We start from the raw sequence: 14627 nt of genomic DNA, 5'->3' as shown, positions 1-14627 counted from the left end.
TTTAACATAATATACATTATGCGCATATTGATTATGATCGGGAGCGTGATGCTCTATTGTATGGTCTGCTCACCATTTTGGGCTGATCCTGACTGTTTTCCTCTGTACAGCTAAATCTGTCAGAAACGATCACAACGTCTGCCTGACCTTGTTACTGTTGCTTACGCTGTTCCGAAACTGAAATAATGTGATGCTACGTTATTCAGCATGGCTTTCCCTGCGGGACATCTTCTTCAGCGACTCTACACGCTATCCTCTCATCAACAAACCTGATATCGGAGATTTGCAGCCGGACGATGCAATGACGACTTCGCCCTTTGCGGCTGGCTGGATGCACTGCTGCGCATTCTGACCGTTTCTCTGCTCAGGTGCTTTGCACAACTTAAGCAGTGACGTCGCTACGTGAAAATTAGCGCATTCATCAGGGCTGTCGGGCACAAAAATGCTGTAGAGGCGTCTATGTGCATCACCGCTTTATGTTCATCCTCGTTGTCTGCCTTGCGTACCATTAAATTGTCGTAAACGCGTCCACGTGTAACTACGCTTTCTTCACTCTGTTCCTTGCCAGGTTAATCCTGTAATGAGCAAGAAAGCCTGAGTCAGCTTTCTGCTGGCTGTCTGGTCAGCCGGACTCATACCGGCTATTCGCATTGCGATTGCAAGGCAGTCACCGCAGCGCAGTGATGCTTTTGCCCTGAGCATTGAAAATAAGAGTCAGTAACATCCGGTCGTTTTCAGCACTATCAGCGACACGCAAAATGAGGTGTAACGTCCCTGCTCTGTCCTGTCATCCAATAACTATCTTGTATAATCTGACAAAAAAGTAGAACGTAAATTTCGCACAGCAAGAATGATTCTTCGTATACAAAATCTGAATGATAACGTCCGGGAAAGAAATAAATATAGATCTCTTTTCTTTTAATGACACTGACCAAAATAGTGATGTTTCCATGCACTAAATAACTGATTTAGATCAATATTTATAGTAAGTGCGTCAATTAACATCTTTGTTACCAGGAGTATTCTTAATAAAATGGGATGTGAACTATAAATATCGTCGCTAATTTTTTTATAAAAGCCATTTAAAATGCAGATCGTTTCAATGAAGTAAGGGAGAAAGCAATAATAGAGTCAGTAAAAAGTCATTTATCAATGCCATCTTAGTGGCCGCTATATACAAAATTGATCACTGAACAAAATTCGCACATATTTAGCATTGAGTGCGGAATTTTTATTGATCAAAGTGGCGTTATTTGCGAAATATTCCTAACGGACGTAAAAAAATCCTGGTCTCTCAGCACTGCTGAGGGCGTCGTCGCCCTTTTTGTCCCGAATTTTCAACAAATATTACTCCCGCCCGTGGAGGTGACCCCTTAAGAAAAATCCGAATGAAGAAAATAGCGGATAATTTTCATCGCCTTGAAACGCGGAGATTTTTATCGATAAAATAATCACAACTCTCGCAACAACGCCAAAATATTATGATAAAGATAACCAGAGAGGAAATTCGCTGCGCCAGTTGTAAATATGGCTGTGATCTCACCCATCGCGCTTCAGACATTTATAACAGATGTCCGTTGCAAAAAATTACCACCTGGCCTGGAGGGAATCATTTTTTCTCTTCATCCATACTCAGCATGGTCGCTGGAAAATATGAGAGCCTCTTTTGCAGAGGATGTGTATTCGTTGACTTCTCCAGGGAAAATGTCAGGTATTTTACCAATAGCAACTGGATTGAGTATTTGAAACATACGGGATTAATGCTGATTATCGTCAGTGATCGCCATATGGAGCCGCTTGCGGCGTACTGGCAAAAAGAGGACCTGCGTATACAAACTGTGATTTATGCCGATTTGTCCCTGGATGAGATAAACAGACAAATCCAGGGCTGTTATTTCGGTTTAAAAGGCGAGGTCAGGAAAAAAGTGAATGCACTTAAACAGGATGAAGTTCGGTTCCTTGATCTGGCGATGAACGGACTGTCACTACCGATTATTGCCAGAGAAATGGGAGTTGAAGTCAAGCGTGTTTATAACATCAAAGATGCCATTCGCCGGAAAATGGGCATCAGCCTCAATCAGTTATTTTCCGCATAATTATGATAAAGGAGTATTAAATGAACACCAAATTCAGAACGCTTAATCTTGCTGTGTTAATCAGTGCCGGGCTGGTGTCAGCCAGCGTGTTTGCAGCTTCAGATAACACCATCAACTTTCAGGGAGAAGTGACCACTGAAACCTGTTCTGTTTCCGTAAATGGCAACAATGCGTCCCCTGTCGTGCTGCTGCCAACGGTCAGTACTTCGGACCTTGCTGCCTCTGGTGCAACTGCGGGTGATACCACCTTCACCGTGGGCGTTAGCGGCTGCGCCGGGGACAGTACCTCGGCCACCAAAATCTCGACGGTGTTTGTGGGGAATAACGTTAGCGCTGCCGGTAATTTATCTAACACCGGAACCGCAAAAAATGTTGAGGTACAAATCCTCGATCCGAAAGATGCGGTGGTTAATCTGACCAGTGGTTATACCGGCAGCGGTGATCTGACACTGCAGACCGGTGAAACTTCTGGCTCTGCCACCTACTCTGCCCGTTATTACGCATCCGGCACGCCAACGGCGGGTACCGTTACCGCATCACTGCAATATGCCGTGACTTACCAGTAATATTTTTCGTGCGTATCTGGATAGCCAGATACGCACGCCACGCTTGAGATATCCGACATGTATTCGCGCATTATGCTGTTCCCATTAAAAATGGTAATACTGATTTTTTTGATGACGTTTATTTCGGATAACGTCCAGGCAAGCGTCACTATTCTTGGCAGCCGAATTATTTATCCGGGTAATGCTCTCTCCGTCGATGTTCAGTTAAAGAACAACGATAATATTCCTTATGTCATTCAGGCCTGGCTTGATAATGGCAATATGGATTCGCAACCTGGCGATAAGAGTGACGTGCCTTTTATTATCACGCCACCGCTGTTTCGGATCCAGCCTCTGACCGGCCAGGTTTTAAGAATCCGATTCATACCTAATGTCTCATTACCACAGGATCGCGAGACGATTTACTGGTTCAACTCCCTGCAGATCCCCCCCGGTAATATTCAGGCGGAATCAGGCCGTAACAGTATTGTTTTAATGTTACGTAACCGCATGAAACTCTTTTATCGTCCTAAAGCGATTGGTCAGCCGGTTAATGTTTTCGACGGTGTAAAAGTAACGATGCAAAAAGAGGGGGTTGAAATCAACAACACTCAACCCTGGTATCTCTCACTTACAGAGGTTGCAATAAAAACAGCAGGCAAAAAAACAGCCTGCGAAGCCGAAATGATTGCACCCTTTGCCAAAAAAATAGTCAGGTGTAAACCGGCAACGCACTCTTTATCAGCTAATAGCGTGATTTCTCTTTCAGCAATGAATGACCAGGGAGCTAAAGTCAGTGAAGACTATCCGATTGCAGGCAGGTAATATCCGCATCTTTTTTTTGCCTCTCTGTGCATCATTTACTTTTTCAACGTATGGACACGCTGATGAGTACTATTTCGATCCTTCGCTGTTTAAAGGTTCCGCCTTTGGCCAGAATATTGATCAGTTTAATCATCAGACTATCGCCCCCGGAAACTATTATGTCGATATCTATGTTAACAATAAGCTGGTTAAAAGCGGCGTCACCCTGACCTTTCTGTCAGCAGAGAAAGGTCAGCCGATAGAACCTTGTCTCCCGCTGACGGTGGCTGAATCATTAAGCCTTAAGTCACTGAATAAATCCTCAGCCAGCGAGGGCTGTCAGCCCTTGCGTCACTGGTCATCAGCGGCCCGCTGGCAATTTGATCAGGCTTCACTGCGGCTGCAGTTCACCATTCCGGATGCGGAGTTAATTCATCTTCCCAGGGGAAATATTCCCGTCGCCGAATGGGATAAAGGGATCTCCGCCCTTTTCATCCGGCATAACACCAATTATAGCTGGACGGAAAATACCGCTTCCGGTTACAGATACCAGTATCTCTGGAGTGGCATCACGGCGGGCACTAATATTGATAACTGGCAGCTGCGCCATCAGGGCAATCTGCGGTTTATCGACAATAACGTTACCGGCAGTGACGTTCGCTACACAACGGTCAGAACCTGGCTTCAGCGCCCCATTGAACCGCTGAACAGTCTGCTGACACTGGGCGACAGCTATACAGAAAGTTCGCAGTTTGGCAGCCTTTCTTATAATGGCATTAAGCTCACTACCGATGAAAGGATGCGTCCGCAAAGCCGGCGTGGTTATGCGCCCGAAATTCGCGGTGTGGCCTCCTCCAGTGCCCGGGTTATCGTCAGACAACTGAATCGCGTTATTTATGAGACCAGCGTGGCGCCTGGTCTCTTCGTGATCAACGATTTGTACAATACCCGAAGCCAGGGCGATCTCGATGTTGAGATTATTGAAGCCAATGGCAAAACGTCCTCGTTTACCGTTCCTTATGCCTCTGTGCCTGATTCGGTCAGGCCGGGAAACTGGCATTACTCGGTTGCACTGGGTCGGGTACGGCAATTCTACTCAGTTAATAACACCTTCTTCGAAGGGCTGTTGCAGCGCGGTATCAGTAACCGACTGACCGCTACGGCAGGATCGCGGCTGGCTCAGGACTATCAGGCCTGGCTGCTTGGCGGTGTCTGGACTTCGGCAGCGGGCGCAGTGGGATTAAACACCACCTTTTCTGATGCAAAGGTCGCACAGAACAGAAATGCCTCGGGATGGCGCGCCGAGCTGAGCTACAGCAAAACCTTTGCTACCGGCACCAACCTGGTCCTGGCCGCCTATCGTTACTCAACCAGCGGTTATCGCGACCTGCAGGATGTGCTGGGCGTTCGGTGCCAGCAGGACAATGGCATCAGTTACTATTCAGATACGCTGCATCAGCGTAATAATTTTTCTGTGACCCTGAGTCAGTCAATGGCCGATTATGGCTTAATCAGCCTGAGCGGCAGCACGGCGGATTACTATAATAACCGGTCACGTATTACTCAGCTTCAGTCAGGTTACAGCAACAGCTGGAATAACATCAGTTACAGTCTCAACGTTGCCCGTCAGCGTACTACCTGGAATTATGATCGTTTCGGGCTGAACCTGGACGATGGTGATAACGCATACCGCGAGAAATATACCGAAAATACCGTTTCACTGAATGTCTCGGTTCCGCTGAACTGGGGCAATCACACTACCTCAGTGGCCTATAACTACAACCAGTCTAAAGAAACGCGCAATTCGACGCTCTCACTGACCGGTTCATCTGGCGAGAACAATCAGCGATCCTGGTCCCTGTATGGCGGAACCGAAAATACGCAAAGTAACAGCGGCCACCGTGTCTCGTTCGGCGGAAATATTCAGCAGAATACGCGCGCAGGCGCGGTCAGGGCGAATTATGGTCAGGGGGATAATTATCGCCAGGCTGGATTAGGGCTTTCTGGTACGTTGCTGATTCATCGCGGCGGCGTTACCGCCGGGCCTTATACCAGCGACACTTTTGCGCTTATCCATGCGGATGGTGCCCAGGGCGCCAGCGTACGCAATGGTCAGGGTGCCGTCATTGATCATTTTGGTTACGCTATCCTGCCGTCGCTGACGCCATATCAGGCCAACACCGTCAGCCTTGATACACGCTATATGAATGCTGATGCCGAATTAAGCGGCGGAAGCCAGCGCGTTGTGCCCTATGCCGGTTCCGTTACCCGAATTAATTTTGCCACGCTGCAGGGTAAGGCCGTCTTAATCGCGCTCAAAAATGAAGATCATGAAATCCCGCCAATGGGCACCGAGGTCCGTGATGCTGATAATACCGTGATAGGTATTGTGGGCCAGGGTGGTCAATTATATGCACGTGTACCGCATGACTCTGGAACCTTAAAGGTAAACTGGGAATATAAGGGCAATAAAACATGTTTTGTTAATTATCAAATAACCGGTCGCGTGAATGAGAATATTGTTCGCCTGGATGCTGTCTGCCATAAGGGTTAATCGTGTGAGAATCGAAAAATATTTCCTGTATATCTTATTATTGCTGTTCAATGTGCCCGCCTGGGCTAATTGCAGTGTTGTTACCGCCACATCCTCGTTGTCTCAAAGCGCGATTGCAGCAGGCTATACCGCCGCCTACTGGACCGGCGCTTGCGACACCTGCTCAGGGAATGTGGGCCTGCCATCTGTGATCAGCATCAATAGCGGAAAGACCTTCCAGCCCTCTGGCACACTGCTGGCCAGCTCGGTAGGCAGCTTTCTGTCATCGGCCAGCAATGTTTCCTACTCAGCTAACCAGATTCTTTACCGCTGCGCCGTGGCAGATGCAGACAGTTTGTATGAGATGTATGCCACCAATGGCGACAGCCCCTATGCCGGTCAATATATTACCTCTGAAGTGGACGGCGCCTATTATGATGTCGCTGCAAATGTTGCCGTCAGGCTAACTAACCTGACAACCGGCGAATATTACAGTCGCTACTGGAAAGCCCGACAGCTGACAGCCAGTGATTGGTATTCTGATGGCACCTATATTTATATTCCGGCCAGTGCTTTCAGCAATGTGCTGTATGAAATGTTTAAAATAGACTCTACGCGCTATTACGCCAGCAACAGCAATCGCTATGTGGACAACTGGACACAACCTCGCGGATATATTGCTTTTAAAGGACCCGGGCTGGATACCAATAATCTGAAAGTGGGCCAGGATAGTCTCTCTTACTGGTATGGTTTTTACCGTAACTGGCCCGCTGCCTGGAGCACCTTCTCAAATGTCACCTATGTGCGTGGCGCGCTATGCGAAGTCCAGGATTATCCTTCGGTGGTGCTGCTGCCGACCGTAAGCGTGAATACCCTTGCCGCGGGCGGGAAAAGTCAGGCTCCTTTTACTATCACTATCCAGTGTGAGTCCGGTGCCATCTCCGGCACCAGTACATCGACGATCACGTCAGCAAATGTCGCTATGGGCTTTCTCGTTAACCAGTCAAATGCGGTGACGCAGGCAAGAAATCTGGGGCTGAGTACAGCTGGCGGCGGGCTAACCTGGCTGCTGGATACCCACTATGGTAGCAGCGCTGCCGCCTCCGGCGTCGGTATAAAAATTTATGACAGTCATAATATGGCGCTCAATTTACTGCCTGACAGAACAGTGACGGGCACGGGCAACAGCCGTGGCTGGTATGCCTATAAAGATTTAACGTCGCAAATCTCCTCAGGAGGCGCTGATATTTACAGTGGTGATTTCACCGCCTCTCTTGAAGCGCTCAGCGGGCAAACTATTACAGCAGGAACAGTCAATGCGCAGTTACAGGTTGTGGTCAGTTTTCAGTAACGTCGTCGTGCTATCTGGCGTCCTGCTCTCATTCAGCGTCTGGGCGGTGGTCAATGTGGATAAAACCCGGATCGTTTTCAATCAATCGGATCTGAGCCAGTCTGTTAACGTCGTCAACAGCGGCGGAAACGAAACGTATTTGCAAATCTGGACAGATGACGGTGACCTGACTCTCTCACCCGACGCCAGCATCACGCCCGTCATAGTCATACCGCCGGTGGTAAAAATGTATCCGGGAGAAATGCGATCGTTGCGTCTGGTACTCACTTCACGTCAGGCGCTGCCCGCGGACAAAGAGAGCCTCTACTGGTTAAATATTTATCAGATCCCTGCGCTGAAAAAAGAGCTTAACGCGGCTGAACGTAAAGTGGTGTTACCGCTGCGAATCCGGCTAAAAATCTTTATACGGCCTGAGGGACTAAACGCCCCGCTGACCACCGATCCGGAAAAGCTCCGTTTCGCGGTAACGGGAAATAAAATCGCCATAACCAACCCTACTCCCTGGTTCATGAGCATGAATGTCTATTCTGAAGGTCAGCCATCAATAAAAAATCTCACTCTTGCCCCACAATCTGATGCTTACATTGACAGTCACACTCCGCCGAAACCCGGTGAGTCAGTGAGTTATGCGGTGATCAATGACCAGGGGATTCCGGTTAACTACACGACAACCTTGAAGTAACCGGACGGGAGTGCCATCTGCCGACAGGCAGAGTGCACATAAATCCGACCTTTTGCGGCAGTCCAGGGCGTCGCTACATGAATTCTGCGCATCTGATGGGGCTGGCAGTACGCAGAATTTACCTACGCATGGCGTTTTGAGAGGTTCAAGAGGCAGTTCCGCAAGACAATCCATTTTAGCCGCGCTAGAGTTGCTGGCTTCCACTGTTTCAACGACGAGAAAAAATGAAACGCTTATTTGTCTATGGCACGCTCTGTCCGGGACGCGAGAATGCCCATATCCTGGAAAATATTGGCGGAGAATGGCTGGCCGGTTCGGTGAACGGTACCTTCTATCAGCGCGGCTGGGGCGCAGCGGCTGATTTTCCGGGCATCGTTCTGGATGAGCATGGGCCCGACGTGCCGGGTTATCTGTTTCTCTCCGACCAGCTGGACGCCCACTGGCCGATGCTGGATGCGTTTGAAGATGGCTACGATCGCGTTGAGGTTCGCGTTTCTGCCGAGGATAATCGGCAATACAGTGCGTGGATTTATCAGCTTCAGCCGCAGGAAAGCCGCTGAGCTATTACCGCTGAACTTTTCCTGCATCAACCCTGCTTTCCTGCATTGGGATGCGCGCGCCCTGCTCTTGTTGCAGGCTTCTGACGCAGCAGGACGCGCTTATGACCAGTATTAACCAGGCGTGCCTGGCTAGAGAATTGAATGCAACAGTCTGATTTAAAAGCGGTATAATGCCTGCGCTTCACGCTCAGGCCATTGCTGGCCATTTTAACCAACCAACCTTTCCACTCTGCTGACCTTATTTTCCTGCAAGACAAATAAATGGGCACGCTGCCTGATTCTCAATTTAATTAAGATCTAATGTATGATGTAACTAAAATAAGATTGTCCGCTCTGGTCCCGGCAAGCGCTCTCTTAGCCCCACCAGCCAGCCCTGTTATACCGGGTTAATCTGGCCAGCGCTGATGTGGAAACAGTGATACCCGAATATTAAACAGATGGATTAAGGGCGCAACAGCCACACTCTCCTCTCGGGCGATCGGCTCCAGTCTTAGCAGCAACAGATCCAGCTCTTCCAGCAGATCCTGATGTGGCGCTAACTGCAGCGACTTCATCTTGCGCTTCAGGTATAGCGCCAGCTCGTGAAACATCTGACCACTATCAATCTGATGACTCTCCAGCACCTCACGATAACGTGCGTAGAAGTCATAACAGTTGGCGCCCAGCCAGGTTTCAGTAATCAGATAGCCCCCCACCACGATATCCGGCACCGGATCGAGCCTTTTACGCGGCAGAATGATATTCACCCGGTCGAGCATCCGCGCAATAAATTGCTGCCGTGACAGTAGCGTGGCGGAATTGCGCTCCACCATTTTAATAAACCCTAACAGATCGCGCAGCCCTCGTTGCACCGCTCTTCTGGCTATCCATGACGGCCGTTTGTTGCGGATCAACGCCGTCAGCACCACCGCAAACATAATCCCCACCATCGAGGAGATGGCCGCATTCAGCGTGACGATCAGATTCGGGACATAGTGATGGCTTAAGCCGATAAAACCGGGGATCTGGATGGCGACACTCAGCCCTACCAGATTGGTCGCCGGATTGGCAATCACCAGGCTCAGCAGCATCAGACCGGGCAGCAGTATGATCATCAGCGCCTGTAAGGTATTGGCCTGCGGGATCAGAAAAGCGATGTAGAACAGGCTGACCACCAGCGCAATCATCACCCCTTTCACGAACAGCTTCATCGGCGTCACCGGGGAATCGACACCAGCAAAAAATGAACTGATGATCGCCGCCATTAGAGGTGCATTCGCCCCATCGGCCCAGCCGCTGCCGATCCAGAACAGGCTGGAGAGGAAAGTCGCCAGAAATGCCGTCAGCGCGGACAGCCGTAACAGTCCCTTATCGATATGCCGGTGTTCCCGGATATTGCGGATCGCCGCCCCATCCCCGTGGCTGTAGAGATCCCCTGCGCGCGCACTGACATTCTCATAAGCATCGGCAATGCGCACAAAGTTAGCCAGCCGCTCAAGCAGACCAATCAGCAGCAGGCTCTCTTCGGTTGCCAGCAGCCCGGCCCGCCATTCGTGCTCCAGGGTTGCCTGACTGGCAGCAATCGCTTCACGCAGTCCGGCAATATCGTTAATCCGATCGTGATGCAGCCACAACAGGAACTGCTGAAACACGTCGGTGACGCACGGCGGAAAACGAATATTCAGTTCGGCCAGCACACCCAGCCGTGATTCAATCGCCGTCAGTGTCGGCAGCAGATAAGTCAGATGCTGATACTGTACGCTGACCAGACGGATGACATTACGCGCGGCTTCGCCCTCATAGACGCAGTGGGTCAGCAGCGTTTCAACATTCAACGGATAACCCGCCATCTGAATCAGGATATCTTCGCGCTCCAGCGATTTGTTCTTTGCCATTCCGCTGATCAGTTCATCACAGAGTTTGCGCGCATTCTGAAACCAGAGATTAACGCTCTGCCCCAGCAGATGATGCATCGAAACCGGAAACACCAGCCGGTGAACCAGCGTGCTGCAAAGGATGCCCAGCGTAATCTCCTCAATACGTGAAACTACGGTGTTGATGATTGCCAACGGTGACTCCACGTCAGGAAATCCCATAATCGCTGCGCTGTAGCCAGCCAGCATAAAGATATAGCTCTTCGGCGTGCGGTCATGCAGAGAGAGCCAGAGGCAAACCGTTACCCACAGCGATACGCACAGGCTGAACAACACTGGCGACTGCACCGTTTCGGGGTAGATCAGCAGAATAAAGATGCCGCCCAGCAGCGTGCCCAGCAAGCGAAACAGCGATTTCGAGACGGTCGATGCTGCATAGAGTTGCGAGGTGACAAACACCGTGGTCAGCGCCCAGGCGGGTTTTTCGAAGTTAAGAACGAGCGCCACAGAGAGTGCGATAAACGCGGCAAAGGAGGTTTTGCAGGCAAACAAAACCGCGTTTTTGGTAAACCATTTCATCGAATGAGAGCAACCAGGAACTTTCTGAGGCGCGTATCCTGACAGATGCGCCTGCGTTTTACTCTCAGTTAAATTTTACAAATTATTACCGGCCGCATCAGGCCGGTTAAGCCCCTGCTGGCGCACCAGCGCACGGCGCTTATCCAGTAAAAAAGGGCGCAGATAGCCTACCGTGTTCGAGAGCAAAATCACCTCTTCGGCAAGCTCAATCCTCAGCACATCTGTCAGGTACGCTTTGCGCTGAGTCATTCGCTGCCAGAGATCGGGAAAACGACGCGCCAGCTCATGACGTAACGCCGCGTCCGCCAGTCCGACCGTATCCTCGATACTGCAGCCGCCATAACCCGGCACCGACGGGATAATATCAATCTGCAGCAGCATACCGCTTTTCAGTGTCACGGCTGAATCGGGATAGATGGGCGAGCTTAGCCACTCTTCGTCAGCCACCAGATGCCCCGGATTAAGATGCCAGCCATACTGCGCTTTCGGCAGCACCGTTTCGATAAGCGAATAGAGTTCGCCGCCGGTGATCCCGATCCGCAGCTGCTCCAGCCAGCTGACCACCGCGTGATAATAGGGGATCGCCAGCCGGGTCAGCCAGTCGGAGACGTTACACTGTAACTCAGAAGCTTCACTGACCACGTAAGCCGAGCGACTGGTCAGCCCGCCTTTGTAGCCGGTGGTAAGAGAAAGCTTGTCGCCTGTCGCAATCCGTTTATCAGACGGATAGAGCCGGGCCTGGGCGAAACGATCGCCGGTCGCGGCAATCGTCACCACCGTGTTTGGCTGCCCTTCTGCGTTCAGACGTGCGCCTAACGCCTTTTCTGTGACGCCCGGCGCTACGCTATCCAGCGCAGCCAGCATCGCGGTTGAAGCAAGATTGGCCCCCGCCTCATAAAACGCCACTTCATCGGCGCCGTTAACGCAGCGTGCACCGTTGTCAGGCGAGATAAACAATCCGGTGGCGTTTACCAGTTGCGCATCGCCGCCCGCTGCCTGCGCCGCCGCGGCATAGATGAACTGCGGCAGATCAAACATCCCTTGCTGCCTGCCGGTAAATAACTTCCAGCCCACCAGCCCGGTGCGTTCTCCCGCCACTATCCCTGCCTCTGTTAACAGCTGATCCAGGGGCTGCTCCCCGCGCATAGGCTGGTTGGGCAGAGAAAAGACCGCCGCATGCAGACAGCGTCCCGGATTGCGGGCAAACGGCACCAGCTTGAGGTTCTCATTACCCATGATATAGGTGAGCTCGCCCTGCTGAGTCACCACCAGCAGCGCCTCCTCGAAGCGCGGAATGAATCCCGCCAGATATTCAAAATTGCTGCCGTGCTCTTTGTCGGCATAGATAATCAGTTGCGCAATCTGCTGCTGCTGCATCCGCTCAATAATGGCGGCCAGACGGCGATGCAGTGTTTCATCAGATATTACAGGGCTGGCAGCACCGGGAAATGCCGGCGGTGACGGGATTGTTTCCAGGGCATAGCGATTGGCATCCATAACGCACTCCAGTGGCCAGATTGACGGGGTTTGATTTCCATTCCCAGGGTAAACCTGAGGTTTAACCTGTAGGGTGCCACAATCACACAACTTACTCGTTGCGTGTTATCAAAAGAGGGACATTCACCTGTAACAGAGACAAAGAAGCCCGCGCTAAACGGGCTCTCTGTGTTATTTGATGGGCACGCCTGCATTCTCCAGCGCTTCAGCCTTTTCGGGATATAACTCCGACGTTCCGGCATTCATAATCACCGCTCCACAGCGGATGCAGTGATCGCCCTTTACATCTGGCACAACGTCCTCCGGATTACCCGTATTAAGACTGACATCGCGCGTGGCGTACACAAACGCCTCTCCTTCACATCCCGGACACTTCATACCATGACTCTCCTGTTAAGCCTGTCAGATAAGCATAGCCGACAGGCTTTTAGCCATACACATGAGGAGAGGTTTTTCAGGATATTGCCAGCTCATAAGCGCCATCACTCTTTGTGCCGCAGCCGCTCCAGCATAATCAGTGAATGACTAAAAATGGCGTCGGCGATGTGCTGCGGGAAATCGGGCGGCAAAGCATCGCGCACCGAGACCACTGCCTGGGGAAAGGCCTTAATAAAGAAGTCGAAGATCTGCTGCAAACTGTCACGATCAAAACTGACGCTTTTTGCCGTGGCGATAAAATGGCGCGGGAAGATTTTGTCGATCTCTGTCTTCTTCCCCTTAGTGGCACGCAGCCCCATCGCCAGTTTCAGCGCTCGCTTGTTCAGACCGGTGCCGCCCAGTACCGGATAAGCGGAGATCACATCATAAAAGGGAGTCAGTCGATAACTGCCGCCGCGCTCAATAAACAGTGAGAAGTTCTTGGCGTGACCGTCGGTTGCGCCAATCAGCCACTGAAAAACCTGGAACATCATAAAGCGATAGCGATCTTCGATGGCGTTGCTCGATCCCATCAGTATCTGCATGATTTCGGCAATGCCCGGCCCGCCATCCGACTCATATTTGGTTGAAGATGGCAGTCCCAGCGCCTGACAGAAATCCTCCTGCGGCAGGCGAATCAACCGGGTTTTATCGCGTGACCAGCGGCGGTCAAAACGTTCTACCGCCAGGGCGCGCATCTGTCCGGCACGAATAATCGTTGCCTGCGGCACGTCGATACCGAGTGCACGGGCCAGCGCCAGACAGAGATACTCATTCTCCACACTTTCACGCATATCCAGCGTCGCGGCCGGCTGTTTAATCTCTCCGATCGGCAGCTTAATGATGTGCGAGGTGGGCGTGGCACCGGCAGGAATGCTCCAGCCTTCATCGGTCAGCAGCAGTGCGGTTTTCTCCTGCGCCCCTGCGACCGAGATACGGAAATCGGTCTCTTCACGCAGCATCCCCAGCGGGATATCTGACTGATAGGCCGACAGCACGCTTTCGAGCCGGGTTTCATCCAGCACTTCATAGCGGGCCTGCAGTGCGGGCAGTGGCATATCGGGCGGCAGCAGCATAGTCGCCCCGACGCTGTCACGTCCCACTTCCTGCAACAGATCAAAGGGCTGACGGGATTTAATCTGGTAACGCGCCACGATTCTGTCGCGAATCAATGGGCTATCCGGCAGCAGGTTATCGAAGAAGTTAATCACGGCGTGTGAGGTGAGAGCCTTAACCTGCAACGGCATCGAAAGTGACAGCGGCCTGGAGAGCGGATTACTCAGCCAGCCGGTATCATACTGAAACTCATGAGCGCCGTTTCGCTGGCGGGTGAGTACGCCTACCCGCTCGCCGTTCATCCACGCAATCAACCTTTGCATTACCACTCATCCTCATCATGCACCTGAGGCGCACCGGCCTCCTCTTTCTCCTGAACTTCCAGACTCAGCTCCAGCGACTGTAACAGCTTAAACAGCGTTGCCAGCGAGGTACTGTCAGGGGCATTTTCAAAGTGAGAGATGGTGGCCTGTTTCAGGCCGACCTTTTTCGCCAGTTCACTCTGGGTCCAGCCATTGCGCTGACGAATGAGCTTTAGCCGGTTTGCCAGCTGTAGCGGGCTGTATATCATGGGGTGACTCCTTCTGGATCACAGGCTGTAAGCATAGCGCAGCCGTGTTATCCCCGATAGGGTATAAAATGTCATTTATCCGC

Annotated in this window: 12 protein-coding genes; 7 read left to right on the top strand and 5 right to left on the bottom strand. The window is 51.3% G+C overall.

Features of this window, described 5'->3' with window-relative positions; all coding sequences use genetic code 11:
• Positions 1 to 1577 precede the first annotated feature (1577 nt).
• The 7 genes from ACVKSX_RS03510 (at position 1578) to ACVKSX_RS03480 (ending at position 8571) form a co-directional block, all read left to right on the top strand.
• Complete coding sequence (locus ACVKSX_RS03510) at positions 1578 to 2096, top strand: helix-turn-helix domain-containing protein (RefSeq protein ID WP_223565442.1); 519 nt, start codon at positions 1578 to 1580, stop codon at positions 2094 to 2096.
• A gap of 20 nt (positions 2097 to 2116) precedes the next feature.
• Positions 2117 to 2662, top strand: coding sequence for a fimbrial protein (locus tag ACVKSX_RS03505; protein ID WP_010670150.1), 546 nt, complete (start codon positions 2117 to 2119; stop codon positions 2660 to 2662).
• A 57-nt stretch (positions 2663 to 2719) separates the two neighbouring features.
• Complete coding sequence (locus ACVKSX_RS03500; RefSeq protein WP_010670151.1) at positions 2720 to 3466, top strand: fimbria/pilus periplasmic chaperone; 747 nt, start codon at positions 2720 to 2722, stop codon at positions 3464 to 3466.
• Complete coding sequence (locus ACVKSX_RS03495; protein ID WP_354438354.1) at positions 3438 to 5999, top strand: fimbrial outer membrane usher protein; 2562 nt, start codon at positions 3438 to 3440, stop codon at positions 5997 to 5999. The genes ACVKSX_RS03500 and ACVKSX_RS03495 overlap by 29 nt, the downstream gene beginning before the upstream one ends.
• Positions 6000 to 6003: 4 nt before the next feature.
• A complete protein-coding gene (gene stbD / locus ACVKSX_RS03490) occupies positions 6004 to 7329 on the top strand; it encodes a fimbrial usher protein StbD (RefSeq protein WP_029519063.1) in 1326 nt (441 codons plus the stop codon).
• Positions 7295 to 8011, top strand: coding sequence for a fimbrial assembly chaperone (locus tag ACVKSX_RS03485; RefSeq protein ID WP_346456693.1), 717 nt, complete (start codon positions 7295 to 7297; stop codon positions 8009 to 8011). The genes stbD and ACVKSX_RS03485 overlap by 35 nt, the downstream gene beginning before the upstream one ends.
• Positions 8012 to 8235: 224 nt before the next feature.
• Positions 8236 to 8571 (top strand): gamma-glutamylcyclotransferase family protein, encoded by a 336-nt coding sequence (locus ACVKSX_RS03480; RefSeq protein ID WP_022625647.1) that lies wholly within the window; start codon positions 8236 to 8238, stop codon positions 8569 to 8571.
• Positions 8572 to 8957: 386 nt separating this feature from the next.
• On the opposite strand, the gene ACVKSX_RS03475 is transcribed toward ACVKSX_RS03480, so the two are convergent.
• The 5 genes from ACVKSX_RS03475 to hipB form a co-directional block, all read right to left on the bottom strand.
• Positions 8958 to 11003: an FUSC family protein gene (locus tag ACVKSX_RS03475; RefSeq protein ID WP_010244891.1), complete on the bottom strand. Its 2046-nt coding sequence runs from the start codon at positions 11001 to 11003 to the stop codon at positions 8958 to 8960.
• 75 nt (positions 11004 to 11078) lie between these two features.
• A complete protein-coding gene (locus ACVKSX_RS03470; RefSeq protein ID WP_354438351.1) occupies positions 11079 to 12500 on the bottom strand; it encodes a M24 family metallopeptidase in 1422 nt (473 codons plus the stop codon).
• Positions 12501 to 12671: 171 nt separating this feature from the next.
• Complete coding sequence (locus ACVKSX_RS03465; RefSeq protein WP_010244885.1) at positions 12672 to 12878, bottom strand: type II toxin-antitoxin system MqsA family antitoxin; 207 nt, start codon at positions 12876 to 12878, stop codon at positions 12672 to 12674.
• Positions 12879 to 12982: 104 nt separating this feature from the next.
• Positions 12983 to 14296, bottom strand: coding sequence for a type II toxin-antitoxin system HipA family toxin (locus ACVKSX_RS03460; protein WP_022625645.1), 1314 nt, complete (start codon positions 14294 to 14296; stop codon positions 12983 to 12985).
• Complete coding sequence (gene hipB / locus ACVKSX_RS03455; RefSeq protein WP_010670157.1) at positions 14296 to 14544, bottom strand: type II toxin-antitoxin system antitoxin HipB; 249 nt, start codon at positions 14542 to 14544, stop codon at positions 14296 to 14298. Before hipB ends, ACVKSX_RS03460 begins: the two co-directional genes overlap by 1 nt.
• Positions 14545 to 14627: the final 83 nt, after the last annotated feature.

The organism is Pantoea sp. PvP021 (assembly GCF_054056055.1).
The sequence above is the reverse complement of the archived record's forward strand: the minus strand, read 5'-3'. Positions and strand labels throughout refer to the sequence as shown.

What these genes read in the sequence shown, in the direction of transcription:
- ACVKSX_RS03505 (WP_010670150.1), top strand. Translation starts at nt 2,117, where the DNA reads ATGAACACCAAATTCAGAACGCTTAATCTTGCTGTGTTAATCAGTGCC.
- ACVKSX_RS03500 (WP_010670151.1), top strand. Translation starts at nt 2,720, where the DNA reads ATGTATTCGCGCATTATGCTGTTCCCATTAAAAATGGTAATACTGATT.
- ACVKSX_RS03485 (WP_346456693.1), top strand. Translation starts at nt 7,295, where the DNA reads ATGCGCAGTTACAGGTTGTGGTCAGTTTTCAGTAACGTCGTCGTGCTA.
- ACVKSX_RS03480 (WP_022625647.1), top strand. Translation starts at nt 8,236, where the DNA reads ATGAAACGCTTATTTGTCTATGGCACGCTCTGTCCGGGACGCGAGAAT.
- ACVKSX_RS03475 (WP_010244891.1), bottom strand. Translation starts at nt 11,003, where the DNA reads ATGAAATGGTTTACCAAAAACGCGGTTTTGTTTGCCTGCAAAACCTCC.
- ACVKSX_RS03470 (WP_354438351.1), bottom strand. Translation starts at nt 12,500, where the DNA reads ATGGATGCCAATCGCTATGCCCTGGAAACAATCCCGTCACCGCCGGCA.
- ACVKSX_RS03465 (WP_010244885.1), bottom strand. Translation starts at nt 12,878, where the DNA reads ATGAAGTGTCCGGGATGTGAAGGAGAGGCGTTTGTGTACGCCACGCGC.
- ACVKSX_RS03460 (WP_022625645.1), bottom strand. Translation starts at nt 14,296, where the DNA reads ATGCAAAGGTTGATTGCGTGGATGAACGGCGAGCGGGTAGGCGTACTC.
- hipB (WP_010670157.1), bottom strand. Translation starts at nt 14,544, where the DNA reads ATGATATACAGCCCGCTACAGCTGGCAAACCGGCTAAAGCTCATTCGT.